Annotated in this window: 21 protein-coding genes and 5 tRNA genes; 6 read left to right on the top strand and 20 right to left on the bottom strand. The window is 40.1% G+C overall.

The genetic code is table 11. From position 1 onward, the window contains the following. Positions 1-257: 257 nt before the first annotated feature. From A9479_RS17315 to A9479_RS17385, 15 genes are all read right to left on the bottom strand, one after another. Positions 258-333: transfer RNA gene (locus A9479_RS17315), tRNA-Lys, on the bottom strand. 69 nt (positions 334-402) lie between these two features. Next, positions 403-478 (bottom strand) — tRNA-Lys (locus A9479_RS17320). 64 nt (positions 479-542) lie between these two features. After that, positions 543-618, bottom strand: a tRNA-Lys gene (locus A9479_RS17325). A gap of 69 nt (positions 619-687) precedes the next feature. Then, positions 688-763 (bottom strand) — tRNA-Lys (locus tag A9479_RS17330). A gap of 171 nt (positions 764-934) precedes the next feature. Beyond that, positions 935-1687: a tol-pal system protein YbgF gene (gene ybgF / locus A9479_RS17335; RefSeq protein ID WP_064664115.1), complete on the bottom strand. Its 753-nt coding sequence runs from the start codon at positions 1685-1687 to the stop codon at positions 935-937. A 13-nt stretch (positions 1688-1700) separates the two neighbouring features. After that, the gene (gene pal, locus A9479_RS17340) at positions 1701-2240 is read right to left on the bottom strand and encodes a peptidoglycan-associated lipoprotein Pal (RefSeq protein WP_013464641.1); all 540 of its coding nucleotides are present in this window, start codon (positions 2238-2240) and stop codon (positions 1701-1703) included. A 35-nt stretch (positions 2241-2275) separates the two neighbouring features. After that, positions 2276-3634: a Tol-Pal system beta propeller repeat protein TolB gene (tolB, locus tag A9479_RS17345; protein WP_013464640.1), complete on the bottom strand. Its 1359-nt coding sequence runs from the start codon at positions 3632-3634 to the stop codon at positions 2276-2278. Between the two features lie 8 nt (positions 3635-3642). Continuing rightward, positions 3643-4548 (bottom strand): cell envelope integrity protein TolA, encoded by a 906-nt coding sequence (tolA, locus tag A9479_RS17350; RefSeq protein WP_064664116.1) that lies wholly within the window; start codon positions 4546-4548, stop codon positions 3643-3645. A gap of 4 nt (positions 4549-4552) precedes the next feature. Further along, positions 4553-4984 (bottom strand): protein TolR, encoded by a 432-nt coding sequence (gene tolR / locus A9479_RS17355; protein ID WP_016899822.1) that lies wholly within the window; start codon positions 4982-4984, stop codon positions 4553-4555. Then, complete coding sequence (tolQ, locus tag A9479_RS17360) at positions 4971-5675, bottom strand: protein TolQ (RefSeq protein WP_016899821.1); 705 nt, start codon at positions 5673-5675, stop codon at positions 4971-4973. The genes tolR and tolQ overlap by 14 nt, the downstream gene beginning before the upstream one ends. A gap of 875 nt (positions 5676-6550) precedes the next feature. Next, entirely contained in the window at positions 6551-7558 is a 1008-nt protein-coding gene (ruvB, locus tag A9479_RS17365; protein ID WP_013464636.1) for a Holliday junction branch migration DNA helicase RuvB, read from the bottom strand. Positions 7559-7565: 7 nt separating this feature from the next. Beyond that, positions 7566-8183, bottom strand: coding sequence for a Holliday junction branch migration protein RuvA (ruvA, locus tag A9479_RS17370; RefSeq protein ID WP_008114133.1), 618 nt, complete (start codon positions 8181-8183; stop codon positions 7566-7568). Positions 8184-8185: 2 nt separating this feature from the next. Beyond that, positions 8186-8710 carry a crossover junction endodeoxyribonuclease RuvC gene (gene ruvC, locus A9479_RS17375; RefSeq protein ID WP_008114131.1) on the bottom strand — a complete coding sequence of 175 codons (525 nt, stop codon included), beginning with the start codon at positions 8708-8710 and terminating at the stop codon, positions 8186-8188. 132 nt (positions 8711-8842) lie between these two features. Beyond that, positions 8843-11344, bottom strand: a complete 2502-nt coding sequence (locus tag A9479_RS17380) for an ABC transporter permease (RefSeq protein WP_064664117.1) — start codon at positions 11342-11344, stop codon at positions 8843-8845. Further along, the gene (locus A9479_RS17385; protein ID WP_064664124.1) at positions 11334-12047 is read right to left on the bottom strand and encodes an ABC transporter ATP-binding protein; all 714 of its coding nucleotides are present in this window, start codon (positions 12045-12047) and stop codon (positions 11334-11336) included. The genes A9479_RS17380 and A9479_RS17385 overlap by 11 nt, the downstream gene beginning before the upstream one ends. On the opposite strand from A9479_RS17385, the gene A9479_RS17390 reads away from it, so the two are divergent. Together A9479_RS17390 and A9479_RS17395 are read left to right on the top strand one after the other, a co-directional pair. Continuing rightward, a complete protein-coding gene (locus A9479_RS17390; RefSeq protein ID WP_033102626.1) occupies positions 12048-12671 on the top strand; it encodes an arylesterase in 624 nt (207 codons plus the stop codon). Between the two features lie 116 nt (positions 12672-12787). Next, a tRNA-Pro gene (locus A9479_RS17395) sits at positions 12788-12864 on the top strand. A 174-nt stretch (positions 12865-13038) separates the two neighbouring features. Here A9479_RS17395 and A9479_RS17400 read toward each other — a convergent pair. After that, on the bottom strand, positions 13039-13299 hold the full coding sequence (locus A9479_RS17400) for a hypothetical protein (RefSeq protein WP_064664118.1): 261 nt from the start codon (positions 13297-13299) through the stop codon (positions 13039-13041). 168 nt (positions 13300-13467) lie between these two features. Here A9479_RS17400 and A9479_RS20010 point away from each other — a divergent pair, with 168 nt between their 5' ends. Continuing rightward, on the top strand, positions 13468-14385 hold the full coding sequence (locus tag A9479_RS20010; RefSeq protein WP_197487273.1) for a YbjQ family protein: 918 nt from the start codon (positions 13468-13470) through the stop codon (positions 14383-14385). Positions 14386-14446: 61 nt separating this feature from the next. Here the strand turns inward: A9479_RS20010 and bamE are convergent, their stop codons facing one another. Then, the gene (gene bamE, locus A9479_RS17410) at positions 14447-14806 is read right to left on the bottom strand and encodes an outer membrane protein assembly factor BamE (RefSeq protein WP_064664119.1); all 360 of its coding nucleotides are present in this window, start codon (positions 14804-14806) and stop codon (positions 14447-14449) included. A gap of 795 nt (positions 14807-15601) precedes the next feature. Here bamE and A9479_RS17415 point away from each other — a divergent pair. The 3 genes from A9479_RS17415 to A9479_RS17425 are packed head-to-tail and all read left to right on the top strand — an operon-like array spanning position 15602 to position 19247. Beyond that, a complete protein-coding gene (locus tag A9479_RS17415) occupies positions 15602-17083 on the top strand; it encodes a PAS domain-containing sensor histidine kinase (protein WP_064664120.1) in 1482 nt (493 codons plus the stop codon). Beyond that, complete coding sequence (locus tag A9479_RS17420) at positions 17080-17502, top strand: response regulator (RefSeq protein WP_058154424.1); 423 nt, start codon at positions 17080-17082, stop codon at positions 17500-17502. Before A9479_RS17415 ends, A9479_RS17420 begins: the two co-directional genes overlap by 4 nt. Before the next feature lie 23 nt (positions 17503-17525). Further along, positions 17526-19247, top strand: a complete 1722-nt coding sequence (locus A9479_RS17425) for a GGDEF domain-containing response regulator (protein ID WP_231893591.1) — start codon at positions 17526-17528, stop codon at positions 19245-19247. Positions 19248-19264: 17 nt separating this feature from the next. Here the strand turns inward: A9479_RS17425 and A9479_RS17430 are convergent, their stop codons facing one another. From A9479_RS17430 to A9479_RS17440, 3 genes are all read right to left on the bottom strand, one after another. Then, positions 19265-19837, bottom strand: a complete 573-nt coding sequence (locus tag A9479_RS17430; RefSeq protein WP_231893593.1) for a methyltransferase — start codon at positions 19835-19837, stop codon at positions 19265-19267. Positions 19838-19983: 146 nt separating this feature from the next. Next, positions 19984-20232 (bottom strand): hypothetical protein, encoded by a 249-nt coding sequence (locus A9479_RS17435; protein ID WP_008114111.1) that lies wholly within the window; start codon positions 20230-20232, stop codon positions 19984-19986. Positions 20233-20401: 169 nt separating this feature from the next. Beyond that, positions 20402-21895 carry an acetyl-CoA hydrolase/transferase family protein gene (locus A9479_RS17440; RefSeq protein WP_064664123.1) on the bottom strand — a complete coding sequence of 498 codons (1494 nt, stop codon included), beginning with the start codon at positions 21893-21895 and terminating at the stop codon, positions 20402-20404. Positions 21896-22185: the final 290 nt, after the last annotated feature.

Consider the following 22185-nt stretch of genomic DNA (forward strand, 5'->3'; position numbering starts at 1 on the left):
TCATGATGGACTTGAACCATCGACCAATGGATTAAAAGTCCACTGCTCTACCAACTGAGCTAATGACCCGCTCTGTGTCTAACTGCCATTAATTCATCCTGAAGCTTGGGACCAGCTCGTCGTCCTGACTCGCGTTCATAAGACTGCGAAACTTCGTTTCGGTTCTTATTCACCCAACTGAGCTAATGACCTGCTCTGATTTACTTATAAAAAGTAAGGCTGCGTAAATCCGCCGATTATAACCATTCAGTAAAGAATGGTGGGTCATGATGGACTTGAACCATCGACCAATGGATTAAAAGTCCACTGCTCTACCAACTGAGCTAATGACCCGCTCTGGTTTACTTATAAAAAGTAAGTACGCGTAAATCCGCCGATTAGACCATTCTAATATAAAAAGAATGGTGGGTCATGATGGACTTGAACCATCGACCAATGGATTAAAAGTCCACTGCTCTACCAACTGAGCTAATGACCCGCTCTGATTTACTTATAAAAGTAAGTACGCGTAAATCCGCCGATTATAACCATTCAATAGAGAATGGTGGGTCATGATGGACTTGAACCATCGACCAATGGATTAAAAGTCCACTGCTCTACCAACTGAGCTAATGACCCGCTCATTGTGTTTGTTAACACATTGCGTAAATCCGCCGATTAAGACCAAACTTTATTAACAATAAAGAATGGTGGGTCATGATGGACTTGAACCATCGACCAATGGATTAAAAGTCCACTGCTCTACCAACTGAGCTAATGACCCGCTCTTTTTGTCGCATTTCGAGTGGGGTTACCATTCGTTTGCTGCGGGCGCTTATAATACTTATTTATAAAATGAGTGCAACCGAAATTGTCTCTTTTTTTAAGTTTTTATGTCTAGTTGAGCAATTTTAGACCGCTTATGACAAAAAGCAGTCTAATCAAGCATCAACATTTATTTTGATAAGCGATCTGTGGCTAATTTAGCAGCAGTTGTACTTGGGTACTGATTGATAAGCTCATTCAGTATTTTTTGTGCTTCTGCCTTCAAACCTTGCTCTTGTAAAAGTGTACCAAGCTTTAACATCGCATCTGGGCGTTTATTTGAATTTGGAAATTCGTTAACAACTACTTTAAAGTGCTCGGCTGCTTTTACACCGTCATTTTTAATCGTTAATAGTTGTCCCAGCCAATAATGTGCGTTTGAGGTGTACACTGAATTTGGATACGTTGTTAAGAACGCTTGAAATTCTGGAATAGCTTGGTCGTAGCGTTTATCTTTCATTATAAGCGCAACAGCACGTTCGTACGCTTCGTTTTCAGATAAATCGCTGCTGTAGCTCTGCTCATTACTAGGCTGTGTGTAGTCTGTTGTAGGCGCTGGAGCGGTCGGCTTTGCATACGCTTGGCTAACACGGTTCTCAATTTCTTGATATAGCTCGCGTTGACGCTGGAGTACTTTTTCAAGCTTATAGCTTTGCTCTTCAGTTACTCCGCGTATTTGACTCACTTCATCTTGCAGTAAATTGAGCTGTTGCTGTAACTCTACTTGTAAAAAATTACGCTGTTGCATCATATTTTCAAGTGTTGCTAAACGCTTTTCAATGCTTGACTGTGAACTTGCAGCTTCTGAAACAGGAGCGGGAGCAGCCATTAACTGGGTGCTCCCGCTCAATATCATGGCTGCCAAAATAATTTTCGGCTTCATAATATCTCTTATCTTAGTAAACTAGTACCGCACGGCGGTTTTTAGCGAAAGCTGCTTCTGTGCGAGTCTTAACCATTGGCTTTTCTTCGCCGTAGCTAACTACTGACATTTGGCTTGCAGAAACACCTAAGCTTTGTAGGTATTTTTCAACTGCTTGTCCACGGTGCTCACCAAGTGCAATGTTGTACTCTGGCGTACCGCGCTCATCTGCGTGGCCTTCAATTAATACTTTAACAGAAGGATTTTTAACTAAAAACTCAGCGTGTGCACGAAGTAAGTCTGCATATTTGCTTTCTACTGTCGCTTTATCAAAGTCAAAGTAGATAATTTGCTCTTGACGAAGCGCTTCGTACTTTTGACGAAGTTGCTCTTCTGCTTGTTGCTCTGGCGTCATTGTGGCTACTTCAACTGTATCCGTTGTTGTTTGCTCAACAGTTGCTTGGTTTGACTGGTTAGCTGCATTTTCGTCGATATCTGAAGATGAGCTACAAGCTGCTAGTGTCATTACTGGCACAGCAATTAGCAGGCCTTTAAGTATTTTGTTAAGTTGCATTGAGTAGATTCCTATTTTGAGTAAACCAGCAATTATTACTGTAAATATGGCGACCAAGCCGGTGCCTTTACTTGTCCATCAAGCACAGGTAAACGTGCTTTAAAACGGCCGTCCATCGATACTAGCGCAAGTACCTGTTTATTATTGTGGAGCGTGCTGTATATAATCATCGAGCCATTCGGCGCTATGCTCGGTGATTCGTCAAGGCGAGTTCGTGTTAAAACTTGAAACGCACCTGTAGCCAACTCTTTCTTAGCAAGATGATACTGTCCGTTAGTACGGTTTACCATCACTAATTCTTTTCCGTCTGGCGAAATAGAACCCGCTAGGTTCATGTCACCGTCAAAGGTTAATCTTTGCGTTCTGCCAGTTTTTAAATTTAACTTATAAATCTGAGCATTACCACCCCTTTCCGACGTAAATACTATATCTTCACCATTTGGGTACCACGAAGGTTCGGTATCTATACTACGATGGCGTGTTAATCGCGTCTCTTTACGTGTTAGTAAGTCTAATAAGTAAACCTCAGTTGCACCAGTTTTATCTTTTGACAGCACTAGCAGTAACTTTTTACCATCTGGCGAGAATTGCGGCGCGCCGTTAATTCCCTTGTAGCTGGTGATCAATTCGCGTTTACCCGTATAAATGTCTTGAATATAAATTTGGCTCTGGCGATTTTCAAAGGTTACATACGCTAACTTAGTACCGTCAGGTGACCAAACCGGTGACATTAATGGCTCTTTTGAACGCAATAATACTTGTTCATTAAAACCATCGTAATCAGCAACCACTAACTGATAAGGCTTTTCTTCGGTATCACGTACAATAACATAGGCTATTTTTGTTAAAAACGCGCCTTTTTCGCCAGTTAGCTTTTCATAAATAACATCACTAATGCGGTGCGAGTATCGACGAAATCCAGTTTCACCAATTACGCTTTGACGTGCTTCTAAAATATGGTCTTGGCTTTGAACAAGCTTACCGTTGCTCATCATTTGTGTTTCACCGCCAGTAATTTGACCGCGAATAACATCAACAAGCTCATAACGTACTAAGTAACGTCCGTTGGTTTGCTGTTCTACTTCACCCACTAAAACCGCTTCAACGCCTTTATTAACCCAAGCGCCGTAATCAATATCGCCGTCTTTATGTGGTTGTTGAGGCATTTGTGAAACGCTAACTGGCTTAAATTTACCACTGCGCATTAAATCAGCAGCAATAACATCGCTAAGCTGCTCTGGAATAGGGCCAATACCTTGGTATTTAAAAGGCACAATCGCAATCGGTCTTGCACCGTCTATACCTTCAGTAATAACAATTTCAAGTGCCGCGTGTGCAACGCCCTGAAACCCTAATATTAAAACTAAACAGGCTATTTTAATTTTGTTAAACATGTCATCCCTTAAAACTCTGGCGCGATGGTTATATTAATATTCTTTAATTGTTCGAATACGTCTTTATCTTTCGATACCGGTAATGTGTCAGCCATGCGAACCGCTCTTAAAGCAGCTTCACACACTAACTTATCACCGCCTAACGACTTAACCTGCGTAACCAAGCCATTAAACCCAAGACGGAGATTAATGCGGCATTGCTGGTTTTTCATTTTTTCATCAATTAATAAGTTTTGCTGAATACGTGCCATAATTAATGCACGGTATTTATCAACTTCACTCACTACTTGCTGTTGACGTATTTTATTGCGTGCAGCCTGCTCTTTGGCAAGTTGCTCTTGCAGTATTTGTTCTTGCAATGCTTGCTGACGTTTACGCTCGGCTTCTTCAGCACGTTTTTTACGCTCTTCTTCCGCTTTTTTAAGCGCGGCTTCTTCGGCTTTGCGTTTGTCGGCAGCCGCTTTAGCAGCATCTTCAGCCTCTTGCTTTTGCTTTTGCGCTTGTTTGGCTTTTGCTCGCTCACGCTGTTCTATTTCGCGGGCTTTTTTAGCTTGAGCTTCTGCTTCGGCTCTTTCTTTCTCTTTAGCTTTGCGCTGCTGCTCTAGCTTTTTAATGCGTCTTGCTTCAGATTCACTTTGCTTACGTGCGTCTGCTGCGCGGCGCTCTAAATCACGAATGCGTTTATCTTCAGCGCGCTTTTTATCTTCTTCTTTTTTGCGTAACTCAGCAATTTTTTTCTCAACCTGCTGTTGATCCACGGTCACAGCAGACACCGCATTTTCTGGCTCAGGAATGGCGGCATTAAGCGTCACTTCCATTACTTTAGGTTTAGGTGGATGAATGTTTGCTGATGCATACAAAAATCCCCCTAATGCTAAATGCAGTATTACTGATTTGATTAACGACGTATTCATATGACTACTTGGTCCCCTCAAAGGATTCGGTCATTAAGCCTACCGATGGTACACCTGCATTCTTCAAAAAATCCATAAGCAGTAACACTTCTTGATACGACACTTTACCTGAGCCTTTAATCATTACTGGGGTATCAGGGTTTTTCATTAGTTGTAGTTTAATTACAGCGGCTACATCTAATGCTTCCATTGGCTCTTCCGGATCAGTGCCTATGCTTACATAGTACTTACCTTGCGAATCAATAGAGGCAATAATGGGCGGCGTATCTTTGGTATCAACCAAGTCTGACTCTTCCATTTTTGGTAGGTCTACTTTTACGCCATGGGTTATTAATGGCGCAGTGGCCATAAATATAATAAGCAACACCAACATTACATCAATGTATGGTACTACATTAATTTCTGCGACTGGGCGACGCTTTTTACGCTGGTACATTCGCTTGAGCCTCTATTTGGGTAGCTGCTTGACGGTGTAAAATATTGGCAAATTCTTCCATAAAGTTAATGTAATGAGATTCTAACTTTTCAACTTTATTAGCAAATCGGTTATAGGCAATAACGGCAGGAATAGCCGCAAATAAACCCATTGCTGTTGCAATCAAAGCTTCTGCTATACCTGGTGCAACCATTTGTAAGGTTGCTTGTTTTACTTCACCTAAGGCAATAAAGGCATTCATAATACCCCATACTGTACCAAACAAACCTATGTAGGGGCTAATTGACCCAACGGTTGCTAAAAACGATAAGCTTGATTCTAGTTTTTCTATTTCACGAGAAAGCGCAACCCGCATCGAACGGTGTGTGCCTTCCATTACAATGCCTGCACTTTGAAAGGTATTTTTTTTGTGGCGTGCAAACTCTTTAAAACCTGAGGTGAATAACGCTTCAATACCCGTTGATTGACCACCGCGTGATGAAATTTCGTTATATAGCTTACTTAAGTCAACACCAGACCAAAAACGTTGCTCAAATTTTTTGGCATTTGCTAAGGCGTCAGAGATGGCTTTTTTACGTTGAAAAATAATAGCCCACGACATAACCGACATAGCAACCAACGCTAGCATTACTAATTGCACAAGCAAACTGGCTTCTAGAATTAGATCTAAAAAATTAAGCCCTGATCCCACGTTAAACTCCTAAATAATTAAAAACATCAAATTGATTTATTTGAGTAAGGTAACTTTGTAACACATTAGCCACCATTAAAGTTCAGCTAGTGTATCTAGTGTATTTCCTGCTGACAACGATATTGCTGTGAATAGCCAACAAAAAACGTTAAAAAAAATAGTTTTACTACTTAACTCTTGTTTTACTGTATAAATAAATAACAATAAAGCTATCTGTAAGCCCGCTTAACTTCACTAAAGAGTCACAAAAATACGCTGTTTATTCAAAATTAATGCATAAGCACTCATAAACACTACACGCTTACCTTAACGTAATAGTAAAACTAATACCGAACGTTTATATGTTAATATACATAAACAAAGCATTTCATTAACTTATAGAATTAATGGTTAATTAACATGCAACATTAAGTAAAAACAGAAAACCCCTGCTATTAGTTTTTTTAATCTGAAAATATAAATTTTCTAGTTTGAACAAATTCTGCCGCTTCGGTATTATTCTTCCATACCGAGCTAGCGCATTAAATGAAAGCTATTTCATTGAATCCAGTTCTTCGTAATATGATTTATTTCGTATTACTTTTTTACTTCTTGGGGTATGACCTCAATAAGTAAAACGTAGTTCCCTAGATTACTTCCTTAAACTTGTTGTTTGCCCGCATTATTTGCGGGCTTTTTTTTGCCCGCAATTTGTCAAATCAGCTACACTCGGCCTCAGTAACGTTACAGCAAGCGCACAATAGCCTGATATGTCTTAACGCTCAGTGAATTATTGGCAAAGTAAAATACGTCTAAGTTTAGCCTTTGCTCATACTAAAAAGCCACTGTCGTTAAAATGACAGTGGCTTTAGAAAGAGTCTAGTTATTCTGGTTATTTAATCTTTTTTAGGTAACAAGCCAAAATGGTGGTACGCATTATCAGAGACAATTCGCCCTCGCGGCGTACGCTGAATAAATCCTTGTTGAATTAAAAATGGTTCAATCACATCTTCTATGGTTTCTTTCTCTTCGCCTATTGCCGCGGCTAAGTTGTCAAGGCCAACAGGGCCTCCCATAAACTTTTCGATGATGGCGAGTAAATATTTACGATCCATGTAATCAAAACCGCTTTTATCAACGTCAATCATGTCGAGGGCTTGTTGAGCCACCTCGGCATTTACTGTACCGTCTGACTTTACTTGGGTGTAATCGCGCACACGGCGCAATAAACGATTTGCAATACGTGGCGTACCGCGCGAACGTTTGGCTATTTCGGCCGCGCCATCGTCACACATTTCTAAACTAAGATAATGCGCTGAGCGCCCCACAATATGTGATAAGTCTTCCACAGAGTAAAACTCTAAGCGTTGAACAATACCAAAACGGTCACGCAGTGGAGAAGTTAATGATCCCGCACGGGTAGTTGCACCAATGAGTGTAAACGCGGGTAAATCAAGCTTAATAGAACGCGCTGCAGGGCCTTCACCTATCATAATATCGAGCTGGTAATCTTCCATTGCGGGGTAGAGTATTTCTTCAACTTGCGGGCTCAAACGGTGAATTTCATCAATAAACAGTACATCACCTTCTTCAAGGTTAGTGAGCAATGCGGCTAAATCGCCCGCTTTTTCAAGCACAGGCCCAGACGTGGTTTTAATATTTACGTTTAATTCGTTCGCCACAATATTAGCAAGCGTGGTTTTACCTAAGCCTGGTGGGCCAAATATCAATAAGTGATCCAACGCTTCGCTACGACTGCGCGCAGCTTCAATAAATATTTCCATTTGTTGCTTAACATGCGGCTGACCACGATAGTCGGCCAATAACTTAGGCCTAATAGCACGGTCTATGGTGTCTTCGTTGGTTTTTTCAGCAGCATCTATTAAGCGATCAGCTTCGATCATAATTTACTCACAGCATTGATTTCAAAGATTCTTTAATTAGAACCTCAGTCGACATATCGGGTTTGCTTACTGATTTTACTGCTTTTTGCGCTTGTGGCAATTTATAACCGAGCGCCACTAACGCCGAAACCGCATCATCGGCCGCATTATTGGCTATAGTTGCATCGCTCGCTGGCTCTATTACGGCGCTATCGCTAAATGGGGTAAATAAGTCATTCCCCCAATTTTTTAATCTGTCTTTCATTTCGAGCACTAAGCGCTCTGCGGTTTTTTTGCCTACCCCTGGCAGTTTCACCAAAGCGGTAGCGTCTTCATTATTTACACAACTTACGAACTGCTGCGCCGACATGCCCGACAAAATGGCTAAGCCTAATTTAGGCCCTACTCCATTGGCTTTTAACAGCTCTCTAAATAACGCACGTTCGGTTTTATTGTTAAAGCCAAACAATAGCTGTGCGTCTTCGCGTACTACAAAATGAGTGTACACAATGGCGTTGTCGCCTACTTTAGGCAAATCGTAAAAACAGGTCATTGGCATTTGTACTTCGTAGCCAACGCCGCTCACTTCTAATAGTATTTCTGGGGGCTGTTTTTCAACTAACACGCCGTTTAAGCGACCTATCATTGTTATTTCCTTAGACGTCCTCTAACGGTTTTGCTTGCGCTACCCGCTAGTTTTATTAAATTTTGTTCAGAGTGGGCATGGCAAATTGCAATTGCAAGCGCATCCGCCGCATCGGCTTGCGGCGTACCTGGCAGTTTAAGTATGTTTTTAACCATATGTTGAACTTGCGATTTATCTGCCCCACCGTTACCCACAACGGCTTGCTTTATTTGCCGTGCTGAGTATTCAAAAACCGGTAAGTCGGCCATAGAGGCACCGACAATCGCAGCACCACGGGCTTGACCTAGCTTTAAAGCAGAATCAGGGTTATGCGCCATAAATACTTTTTCTATAGCAAATGTTTCAGGCGAAAATTGCTCTATAAGTTGCGTAATGCCCTGATAAATCATTTTAAGTCGGGTGGGAAAGTCATGATCGGCTAATTTAATACAGCCACTGCCTAAGTATGTAAACTTGGCACCTTGATGCGCAACCACACCGTAACCCGTTAAACGCGAGCCCGGATCGATCCCTAAAATTATGGCCAAACAGCACTCTCATTATTGTTATTTATTAATAGTGCTAATAATGCCAGAGCACTGTATAAATTACCAGTACAAAGCAAAAACAAAAATGCCTACTTAAAAAGTAGGCATTTAAACGCTATTTGGCTGGAAAGTTTACGCTAAAGCGCGCACTAAGCCTTGGGTATTTTGTTTAAGCGTACGGGCAATCATAAAATAGCCTAACCCAGCTACAAACACGCCGCCAGCAACGGGGCCTATAATCCAAATATTAGGATGCAGCTTACCCGCTAAATCAAACATTTGCTGCTGAACAATCAATAACGCAATATCGCTGAAAAATGCAGCCACCAGTCCGGCTAAACCGCCCAGTAATAAAAACTCATACAAGGTGGCATTTTTGATTAATCGGCTTTTAGCGCCTAACGTACGCAATATTACAATTTCTTGCATGCGCTCACCTAAGCTTGCTTGCACCTGCGATATAAGTACCAACGCGCCACACAACACCACAATAGCCAGTACAAAGCCAATAGCTAACGACACTTGCTCAATAGTCGATTGAATTTGTTTAACAAAGTTGTCTACATCAATTGCTGTAATAGTGGGGTATGTACGTAATAACTGGCTAAAGTCGCGCTTTTGCTCAGGCTCAATGCGTACTGATGAAATATAGGTAGCCGGAAAGTCGCTTAGTACATCAGGGCTTAAAATAATGAAAAAATTAGGTTTAAGCGTGGCCCAATTAACTTTACGTACACTGGTAATTTTAGCGTCGAACGACTGCGCACCAATTAAAAACGTGAGGGTATCGCCCATTTTCACATCAAGGCGCTTCATCATCGACTCTTCAAGTGAGGCCTCAGCTACTGCGTCATAGCCAAACCACTGGCCATCTATAATGTCATTTTGTGAGGGGACTTCGTTAAGCCAAGTTAAGTTAAGCTCGCGGCCAATGCCTGAGCGGGCTTCTTCGTCTTTTTTCTCGTTGTCTTGCAATGACACTTCACGTGCTACTGCTTCGCCATTTACTGCATTCACGCGGCCACGAATCGTTGGGTAAAACTCCGACACTTGAATGCCTTTTTGCGCTAAGTATTCATTTACCGGATCCAGCTCATTTTGCGTAATATTAACCAAAAAGGCATTAGGTGCATCACTTGGCAATTGAGACTGCCAATCCGAAATAATGTCGTTTTTTAGCACAATTAAAAACAACAGTAATTTAATCGCTAGCGAAAAACTAATTAGCTGCACCGCATTAACGTTGGCGCGCTTTTGAATAGACGCAATAGCCAACGACCAGCTGTTACCTGGCTTTAAACCAAGCTTTCGGCCCCCGCCAAATATTAATTTAGAAATTAAAAACAACACTAGAATAAGCGCAAGCGTTGAGGCAAATAAAATAAGGGTAATTTTAATATTGTTACTAAATAACCACATTAATAAAAATACCGTTAAGGCGCTAAGCCCTAAATGGATTTTACTTACCGCAAGGCGGTCGCCTAAATTACGGCGAAGCACTCTAAGTGGTGGAATATCAAATAAATCTAACAATGGCTTAATAGAAAACATAACCGCACAAATAACCCCGGTGCTAATAGCCACTAACCACGGTTTAAACCCTGCCATAGGCAATTCGGTTCCCATGCTTTTTGCAAGGTAACCAGTTGCAACTTCTTGTAAGCCGTAACCAATAGCAAGGCCAACGACTACTGCCATGGTACACACCATTAATAAGTGCATAAGGTAAATTTTGCGGATCATGTCGCGGCTGCCACCTAAGGTTTTCATCATTGCGACTGGGTCATATTGGCGCTCACAATAGCGCTTAGCCGATACTGCAATAGCAACCGCGGCTAATATAATGCCCAGCAAACCTGCTAACAATAAAAAGCTTTCGGCTCTGTTTAAACTGTTTGAAATAGGCGACTGGCGGTCTTTAACACCATACCAATTTTGATTTTCTTTGAGTTGCGGCTTTAACCAATCGTAAAAACTGTTGATGTCGCTTTCATCACCTGCGTATAACTGGCGGTAAAATACGCGACTGCCTGGCTGTATTACTTCGGTTTTTGCCACATCATCTATGTTTATGAGCACCCTACGGCTACTAGAGAACACATTAAATGGCGCATCGGGTTCTTCTACAATTACCTTTTCAACATTAAATAACGCTGCGCCTAATTCAACTTGGTCGCCTACGTTTATGTTTAAGCTATAAAAAACTGATTCACTTAACCATACATTACCAGGGCTTGGCGCACCGGGGGCAACCTCGGTTTGAGCATTTAAACCCGACTTAACTTTTAATTGGCCTTTAAGCGGGTAACTGTTTGATGCCGCCTTTACCGAGCTAAACTGCATTTGATCGTTTGCAAACAGCATAGTGTCAAAGTACACCATTTGTGCAGTTTGTAAGTTTTGTTGTTCTGCTTTGGTTATAAAGGCGGTATCTATGGCGTGGTTGCTGGCAAGAACACGATCTGCCGCTATAAATGCACTGCTTTTTTGCGCAATACTTTCTGCAATTCGCTCAGTTACCATAGATAAAGTAAGCACGGTTAATACCGCCAGTGCAATGGCAGCACTTATTACGGTTAGTTCACCACGGCGAAACTCACGAGAAAATAGTTTAAGCGCTAATTTAGCCCACATTTGCCATTTCCTCTGTTGAATTTTGTACCAGCTCCCCCGCCTCTATTTGAATAATGCGTTCACATTTTTGTGCTAAGGCTTCATCGTGAGTGACTAAAATGAGGGTTGTACCGTTTTGCTTATTTAAATCAAATAATAACGACTCAATCATATGGCCATTTTTGCTATCTAAGTTAGCTGATGGCTCATCGGCAAACAATATTTTTGGCGAACCAACAAATGCACGGGCAATCGCAACACGTTGTTGCTCACCACCAGATAACTGCGACGGGTAATGATCAACCCGATGGCTTAAGCCTACTTTTTCAAGCAAAGCGAGCGCTTGTTCTTTGGCGTCTTCTTTACCTGCAAGCTCTGCCGGTAGCATCACGTTTTCAAGTGCAGTTAAACTTTGTACCAACATAAAAGACTGAAACACAAAGCCAACTTTTGCAGCTCTCAGTGCGGCCCGCGCTTCTTCGTCTAATTCGTGCAGCGGCTCCCCATCTAACATTATTTCGCCGCTGCTTGCCGTATCAAGCCCTGCTAATAAACTTAATAAAGTGGATTTACCTGAGCCCGACGTGCCAACAACAGCAACAGACTCACCGTGCTTGACATTAAAGCTGATGTCGCTGAGGATGGACAACTCACCTTCAAGGGTAGATACAACTTTAGACAAACCATTTACTTGAATTATATTTAATTGAGAAAGCGCTGACATATGACTCATTCAATCCTACGTTTTGTATTTATTTTATTTTTAGTTATTAACCCGCTTACTGCGGCAGCTAACAACACGATTTTAATACTTGGTGACAGTTTAAGCGCAGCCTATGGCTTAAAACAAGAACAAGGCTGGGTGCAATTGTTACAAGATAAATACGATGCCGAGCAACGCAATATCAACTTAGTTAATGCCAGTATTAGTGGTGAAACCACTGGTGGCGCCCTGCGCAGACTTGATGCATTGCTTGAGCAATATCAACCAACTCATGTGCTCATAGAGCTTGGCGCTAATGACGGTCTACGCGGTTTTCCAGTTACTAAAATGCAAGACAACTTGACCGCTCTGATTGAAAAAAGCCAAGCAATAGATGCACAAACCGCGCTAATGGAAATTTATATTCCACCTAACTATGGCCCACGTTACAGTAAAATGTTCACCGATAGCTTTGCCAGTGTTAGCAAAGCCACAGGCTCGTATTTAATGCCGTTTTTTGTACTTAAAGTAGCAGGCAAAAGCGAGCTAATGCAAAACGATAACTTACACCCTAACAAAACTGCGCAACCAATACTACGAGATGAAATGTATAACACGATCAACCAATGGTTAAATAAAGAGTAAAGCCGTGTAAAACTTCTGGCGCAAGCGCTTAATATTAAACGCTTGCGCAATAAACATCCAAACAAACAAAAGCTTATTGATTTTTTTAAAAATACACGTACTATTGCAGTCGAAGTCGGTATGTGGCGCAGCTTGGTAGCGCACTGTCATGGGGTGGCAGGGGTCGAGAGTTCGAATCTCTCCATACCGACCAATTAAATCAATACCTTACCTCTATTTATAAATCTTTGTTTAAAGCCTAAACCGCTCTGTGTAGCCAATGTGTAGCCACTCTTTTGCTTTTTATAGTCGGGAACTAAAAATTTATCTCTTTAATCGTTCGCGCGTACTGGTTGCGAATCTCCCTTTTACGGTGTCTGAAAATACCCTAAATAAACTTAGCTAGTTTAGTGTATTGCTCTAAGCTATTACGTAAGCCCCACACACCCGAAAAGCCGTTTCTTTGTAGATACCTAAATAAACTTTTACGCGTCCAGCTGTTACCCCAGCTTGTTTTTAAGTCATTGCTATTTAAGTAATTAACTAACAATTCATAACTTGGGTTTTTATACTTATGTGAACCACTCAGCACTAGCGCTAACGCTTTAAATATCTGCCTGTCATTGTTAAGTTTATCAAATCGTTTCATAAATCCCCCTGCTTTGATTTCTTATTATACCCTTTTTAGTTAAGTTACAGGTAAGCAATGCCTATTTCGAAGAAGGGTAAGCACAGCTTTGTACTGGTAGGTTTAAATAGCTTGAATTTGCCTCATTCTTTTGTAACTCTGAAATAATTACAACTACTAAGGAAGGTTATGTTTCTATCAGATAGCTCACAATCAAAAGCTTCAAATACTAAAACTGAATGGACTTTAAATGAGAAGGGTCTAACGAATAACTTTACGCAAACAACTTACGAGATTGACTGCCTCAGCTTTTCATTAAAAAAAGAAGGTTACAAAGGGGTCGCATCAATTTTTTATAAAGATAATTTTCTTTGTAATTTAACTACACTGTATAGCCAAGCTGGTATTTATAAAAAGCATGGCTTGAGTGAAAGTAAAATCGTAAATAATAATACTGGTGAAAGGCTTATTGATCTAAAAAATAATGAGCTTTACCTTACTACTACATCACTTCGCTATGAGTCAAAAGATTACGGTGTTGCAGGATTGCGAACCGTTAAAAATATCGCATCATATGACGTTCTTTTTTATGGGAAGCATTTAACTAATGTATCAGAAACAACTGCTCATAAAATAGAGTCGGCTAAAGATATATATTTAAAAATCAAATTATCTACCATGCAAAATAAAGTTAAGGACAATCAGATTAACCTTGATGCCAATAAGCAAGAAAAAGCCCTTATCGATAAAAGTTATAGAATAATCCGAAGCCCCAGTGAAGTTATTCTTACCACTGAAACAGCATCGAATTTAAAAGTAATAAAAAGGCTGGACGTTATAACGGCCGAGTGTGCTTATGGCATGAATATATTCAAAGATGTTTTGACTAACCTCACTGACACCTTTGGCGGCAGAAGTAACAGCATACAAAACACGCTAAGAGATGCCCGCAAAACAGCCTTGGCGGAGTTAAGAAAAGAGGCCTTTTCATTAGGTGCTAACGCGGTAATTGGTATCGATTTAGATTACAGTGAAATATCAGGTGGTGGGAAGTCTGGTATGTTATTTATTGTTGCTTCTGGCACTGCGGTAATAATTGAGGATTAAATTTAATTATTTAGTTAGCTGATAGCGGCGTTAATAAAATATAAAAACGCCGCTTTTAAAATTAGTTAATACTCATTTGAGGTGCTGCGCCATTGGTAAACGTGTAATTTGAAACAATGCCGTCATCAAACAATATATCTAATGTTTTTTGAGTGCCTTCGGTTTGAACTTTCATAGTAAACACATAAGATTGAGCTTTTGATGTACCTTGAGAGTAAAAATAAAGCCACTTTATTTGGTTGCCATTAATAACCGTTTTTGAGTACGGTTCACCAAACCAATCTGCTACCTGCTCTTTAGTTGTAACTCCCTTATCTATTTGATCAACTTTATCCGTTTTAAAGTCGCTGCCCGTTGTGTAATTAGCAGTAGCGCAAGCCGTTAGAAGTAAAGCACATAATATTAAAATTCCATATTTCATAGCTGTTCCCTTTTCGTTAAATGAACCATAAAAATATACAAGCATGTGAATATTTACAACTATTTAATTAGTTAAGCCATACCTTCACTCTTAACTACTCCTAATATGTTGATTCTAAAATCATAAAAAGCTGTTAAGTTAAGTATTAAGGAAAGCAAACGGGTCAAATCTTGACTTCAGACATCACAATTCTTAACTGTTCAGTAATCGCTTTTAACTACCTTCCAAACTATAACAAAATAGCACTTAAAAAATCCTTTGATAATTTCACAGACTAAAACTTTGCTTGCATACGACACGGCGACAAAGCGGGTACCGTATGTGTTAAGACTTCAGGCAAAGTTTATTTTGGTAGCCAGTGATACACATAAATAGGCGTTTGGTAAAAATCTTTAAACTTGATCACTTTAGTTGGTTTATATCATGGCAAAGCGAAGGTGTTACTCACAATGGTGCTGTTTTTAAGCACGTGTTGTTTTAACTTTTCTTCAAGCGCTGCCATACCATCAGGTAACATACCAGAGAAGACGCTGTACTAAAATCAGCACTTTTAAAGTTGTTACAATAAAGTGTAGGTTATTTAAACCCAAGCTATACTTAATAAGCATTACAACCAACATTCCCCAAACCTAAATAAATCAATGCACCTTTTTCAACCATGATGACTCGCTAAAATATAAGAAGAAATTATTAAAATGGGTATTTAAATAACAGGTTCTTCCTCTAAGTTTGCTGTTCATTACTTGTTCGACTATTACTATATTATGGGAACTAAATTTACTTGCGGGATGCTTGATGGACCTTAAAAAAGTAAATAAAAAATCTAACTTACCAAGTTTAACTGTAAATATGGATGAAGCATTTTTAACTCAACTAGTTAATTGTTTACCCATGGGGGCAATGGTAGTCAATACTGATGCTCAGATCCTTTTTGCCAATAATCAACTATCTGAAATACTAGGCTATGAGGATTCAGAACTCATAGGGATGAACATAGATAATTTACTTCCAGCTCAATTTAAAGCCAATCATACCCACTTGATGAGTCAGTTTTTTGCTAACCCTCGAAAACGCTTAATGGGTGAAGGCCGTGAGTTATTTGCGAGTCAAAAAAATGGTAAGCAAATCCCAATTGAAATAGGTTTAAACCCAATACAAGGACAACAAGAATTAGTTTTAGCCACACTGGTTGATATATCGCAAAGGCTGCGCGCAAATAATATGTTTCAACGATCTATTCAGGCTGCGCCACATGGTGTGTTAATAGTTGACCAAGCAGGCATTATACAAGCGGTTAATCAATCGTTATGTAAATCTTTTGGTTACAGTGAAATAGAACTACTCGATAAAAAAATGGAAATGTTATTACCCCAGCGCTACCAAGGACATCACTCAGCACTTCGTCATTCATTTCACCGTGAACCCAGTGTAAGAAGTATGGGAGTAGGCAGAGATTTAACCGCGTTACACAAAGACGGTAAAGAATTCCCCGTTGAAGTGGGCTTGAGCCCTTTTATAAATACCAATGATGAAGACATGGTGTTTGTCTCGTTGTTAGATATAACAGAACGAAAACGAATGGAAACTGAGCTAAAAGAAAATAACACTAGCCTGAAAGAGTTTACCTATGTGGCCTCTCATGATTTACGCTCTCCATTGCGTGGCATTTCAAACTTAATTGAATGGATAAAAGAAGATTTAGGCACTACCACGGCTGAAGTAGAGTACAACTTAACGCGTATTGATGATCGTATTCATAAAATGGAGACGTTAATTGATAATTTATTGGCCTATGCAAGGGCGGGGAAAGCTACCCAAGATACTCAAGTAATCGATATGCATAAATTAATTTCTAACGTTACCGAACTATTAGATTTACCGGCTGGAATGAAGCTTCATAAAGACATTCAATTAGATACTATCGTCACTGCATGGACGCCACTTGAAACCGTTGTCCGCAATTTATTAAGTAACGCCATTAAACATCACGACAGTAAAGAGGGAACTATAGAGATTCGTTGTGTAGCAGAAAATACGCTTTGCCATATAACCGTTACTGATGATGGGCCCGGTATACCAGCAGAGGCTTACGAGCGTATTTTTAGCTTATTTCAAACAACCTCTGATGATAAGTCGGGCTCAGGTATTGGGCTGTCTATTAGTAGGCGCCTCGCACAAGCTCATGGTGGACGGATTTCAGTTAGCTCAAATGAACCGCAAAAAGGGTCTACATTTCATGTTTGGTGGCCTCGCTTTGCAAGGAAAGAGAATTTATGATTAAAAATCTATCTATACTGCTTGTTGAAGACGACGATGTTGCAGCGGAAGCCGTTACAAGAAGCCTAAAAAAAGTGGATCCTAAAATTAAAATAATTTGGAAACAAAATGGAAAGCTGGCGTTAGATGCTTTACGAGAAAAAGCACAACAAAAAGAAATATCAGAGCCCTACTTAGTATTGCTAGACCTGAATATGCCAGTGATGAATGGGTTTGAATTTTTAGAGCATATTCGTAAAGATAAAAAATTAAACGATACTGTTGTATTTATACTCACGACCTCCAATGAGGATAACGATCGTACTCGCGCGTACCATAACAACGTAGCAGGTTACATGGTTAAACATGCAATTGGCCCGCAGTTTGCCAAATTAGCGACACTTATGGATGCTTATATACATGCCGTTGAGCTTGAATAAGCCATTTTGCAAGAGATATGGATATGATAACTTCAATTGATAATTTTGAAACCTGCGACAGTATTAACCTACTCATTGTTGATGACGATGCGGTTGATAGAGAACAAATACGTCGTATGATATCTCGCTCAAATATACAGGCGAAAATTTCAGAGGCATCCTCTATTGAAAGCTCGATGTCTTATCTTGAACATGGTGAGTTTGATTGTGTCATAGTTGATTACCGATTAGGTATCGGATCGGGGCTTACCCTGCTAAATAATATTAGAAAGACTGAAAATAACCACTGTGCTGTGATTATGATCACGGGCTTAGGAGATGAAAAAATAGCAGCAGAAGCTATGCGGCTAGGAGCAAGCGATTATTTACTTAAAAATCAATTAAAAAGCGATCAGTTGATACACTCTATATCTAGCTCCATTCAACGTGCAAACTTAGAAAAAAAACTCCATGACATGGCACACTACGATAGCCTAACAGGCTTAGCAAGCCGCCCTATTTTAATTGATCAACTCCAACAGGCCATTACATCTGAGCAAAAGCTCGCCGTTGCCTACTTAGATTTAGATAATTTTAAACCCATTAATGACAAATACGGTCACGAAACCGGTGATTTCGTGTTAAAAACCATTGCCCAAAGACTAAAAAGCACATTACGCAAAGAAGATACACTCGCGCGTATTGGCGGAGATGAGTTTATCTTTTTATTAAGAGGGGCTGCGCACACGATACAAGAATATGAGACTCTGTTACAAGAGGTGCTGATTGAGGTAAACGACCCAATAAAATTAGCAGAGTTTTCGTGTTCTGTTCAAATTTCAGCCAGCATTGGCGTTGCACTTCCTAATAATGATGGCTTAAGCTGTGATGACGTTTTACGCCGAGCCGATCAAACCATGTACCAAGCAAAAAGATCAGGAACAAACCGGGTTCTGTTTTTTGATCCAGAAGAAGAAAGCCTAAGGCATGCAAAACATGATTTATTATTGGCTGCTGAGAAAGGTATTGCCCGCAAAGAATTTATTTTACATTATCAACCAAAGGTCAATTTGATGGATCACCAGTTGATTGGCGTTGAAGCCTTAATACGCTGGAACCACCCTACTTTGGGTTTACTTTACCCTGGTCATTTTTCAGAGGCATTAGAGCATCCACACATTGGTATATTAATTGGTGAATGGGTACTTGCTGAAGCCCTAAAACAGCATAAAATTTGGACAAGAAATCATCTTTCTATGAGTGTAAACATCTCTCCAGCTCATTTACTTAGTGAGGGCTTTGTTGAAAACCTCAGAGAGTTACTCATCAGCACTAATAATATAAAACCAAAAACCCTCGAATTGGAAATTTTAGAGAGCACCACAATTGGAAATGTTGACCAAGCAGTCGACGTTCTCAATGGCTGTCGAAATTTAGGGGTAAGTATTGCGTTAGATGACTTTGGCACAGGTTACGCTTCGTTGAGTTATTTAAAAAAATTACCTTTAGATACACTAAAAATAGACCAAAGCTTTGTTAAAAAACTCCTATCAGACCAGGAAGACAAGTCCATCGTTACGTGTATCGTGGCGCTAAGTAAAGCATTTGGGTATAACCTAGTAGCAGAGGGAATAGAGTCACAAGAGCTCGAAAAAGTGCTTATCGATATGGGTTGCTATCATGGGCAAGGCTATTATATTGCCAAACCAATGTCTGCAGAGAAGATGAACTTATGGATAAAAAATATGACATCAACTAAACACTGACCCTAAATAATATTCCTCTATTTGGGTTGCCAGTGATACACATAAATTGGTGTTTGGTAAAAATCTTTAAGCTTGATCACGTTAGTTGGTTTATATGAAGGCAAAGCAAAAGTGTTACTCACAATAGTGGTGTTTTTAAACAAGTCATGTTTTAACTTATCTTCAAGCGCTACCATACCACCTGGAAACAAGTAACATACCAAAGTAGACGCAGCATTGAGATCGGCACTTTTAAAGTCTTTTCGATAGAGAGTAAGGTTATCTAAACCCAAACTATATTTAAAAAGCATTGAAACCAACCAAGGAAACCAAGATAACTCATAGCCAATAACCTGTTTATTAGGGTGTTTTTTGGCAACCGCTATAACGAGCGTTCCCCACCCTGAACCTAAATCAATTAATGCGCCCTTTTCATCCATGTTTATTTCAGCAAGCATAACTTGGCGCGCTTTGCTTGAACTCATCATCGGTGAAATTCCCGTTTTTAGCGTACCCCAAACAATAGAGAAGGCTATTAGAAGAACTAAAAAGAAAAGTGCGATAGCAATAAAGTCCATACTACTAACCTCTGTTAACTGTTGAATAGTCATGATTTCTCTTGGTGATTATTCGCTTTTACATAGTAAAACCATTACATAGCGTGCCATTTGTGTAAATTTATTTTAAATTTAACAGCTGTTTAAAATAAACCACAAAAAAAGCGCCATTTGGCGCTTTTTAGATTAGTAGCAAGGAATTAATGCTTACGCCCTACACCGTTGCGCACCATGTCTTGGCCGCTTTGGAAAATCTCTTCGGTAATTTCGCGTGCTAATAAAAGTTGTTGCTTGTCATCAAACACCGCGACAAAACGGCTGCCGTCAGCATTGTTAGTTGCCATGCCCACGCCTGCTACGCCGGTTAAACCTAAGCCGCCGTTTTCAACTTGCAGTAAAAAGCTTTCAAGTTCAGCGAGGGTGTCGATTGCCGTTAGTTTGTTTTCCATTGTGGTTGCTCTATGTGTTGCTCGCCATAGCGAGTCTGTCAATAATATGCGGCTATTTTACAGCACACAGTAAAAACTTAAACCACCTTATAGGCAAAGTCATAACAACATTCTGTAAAGCAAAATTAAAAGTATTGGTAAAAACCCCGCAAATGCGGGGCTTTAAGTATTAGCTTTGCTTCATTGTGCCTTGTTGTTCAAGGCGGGTATGCCAGCTGAATGCTTCTTCTAAAATATGAGGCGTATGGCCGCCACGTACACAAGCACGCTCGTAGTAATCAAGCATAGCGTTGCGATAATCTGGGTGTACACAGTGTTTAATTACTTCAACAGCCCGTTCGCGTGGCGCTAATCCACGTAAATCAGCAAGGCCTTGCTCGGTTACTAAAATATCAACATCGTGCTCGGTATGATCGACATGGCTTACCATAGGTACCACGCTTGAAATAGCGCCGCCTTTAGCAATTGATTTAGTTACAAACACCGATACATGCGCATTACGTGCAAAGTCGCCTGAACCACCAATGCCGTTCATCATTTTAGTACCACACACATGAGTTGAGTTAACGTTGCCATATATATCAAACTCAAGTGCCGTGTTAATTGCAATAATACCTAAACGACGCACAATTTCAGGGTGATTCGACATTTCTTGTGGGCGAAGTACTAATTTATCGCGGTACTTTTCAAGGTTATTAAATACTTGTGCGTTACAACGTTCTGATAAAATAATTGAACACCCAGAGGCAAAATTAAGTTTACCCGCATCAATTAAGTCAAAGGTAGAATCTTGTAGTACCTCTGAGTACATAGTGAGGTCTTTAAAATCTGAGTCTAATAAACCCATCATGACTGCATTGGCTATGTTACCAATACCCGCTTGTAATGGGCCTAAGTTTGCAGGCATACGCTCTTGCGCTACTTCTTCTTTAAAGAAATTAACTAAGTGACGTGCAATAGAGGCGGTATCTGCATCTGGGTCGGTTACAGTTGAAAATGAGTCACTTTGATTGGTAAATACAATACCCACAATTTTAGCCGGATCGATTGGAATAGCAGTACTACCGATACGGTCATCTACTTTCACTAGCGGCACTGGAGTACGCGTAGGACGATACGATGGAATGTATATGTCGTGCAGCCCTTCAAGCTCTGGCTGATGTAACATGTTAATTTCTACAATTACTTCTTTAGCAAAAATAGCAAAGCTTGCTGAGTTCCCCACTGACGTTGTAGGTACTATGTGGCCTTCTTCTGTAATAGCTACGGCTTCAATGACCGCTACATCTGGCATAGTTAACTGATGATTACGTAACTGTTCAACAGTTTCTGATAAATGCTGGTCAATAAACATGACCTCACCGTTGTTAATTGCTTTACGTAATGTGCTGTCTACCTGAAATGGCATACGACGCGCTAACGCACCTGATTCAGTAAGTAGCTTATCTAAGTCGTTACCTAATGATGCCCCTGTCATTAAGTTAATTTTCATTGGACTTTTACTTACACGCTCGGCAAGTGCACGTGGTACAGCTTTCGCTTCACCAGCACGCGTAAAGCCACTCATGCCCACGGTCATGCCGTCTTTAATAAATAAACTGGCCTGCTCTGCAGACATCACTTTGTTGTGTAAATCACTACGACGAATTCGTTCTAATTGCATTTGGAACCCCTTAAACCCCATTATTATTTGGGCGCTATTCTAAGTATTTCCTTATGCTTCGTAAGCTAGACCTAAGTCTCATTTACGCATTGTTGATATAAAAACATCGTAAAACGCCTTAATTTTGTACACTTAATAACTTAACTTATTGCTGTTATTGGGGTTAGAATATCAAAAGATTTATTCAGTGATTTAACTAAACAAGCTTAAAAGAAAATATAATTAATTTAAATCAATTGCTTATAAATTCAGACAGGAAAGCTGAGATTATAAATTGTATAAAAATAAAG

The organism is Pseudoalteromonas sp. MQS005, assembly GCF_001661605.1.
GTDB lineage: Bacteria > Pseudomonadota > Gammaproteobacteria > Enterobacterales > Alteromonadaceae > Pseudoalteromonas > Pseudoalteromonas tetraodonis.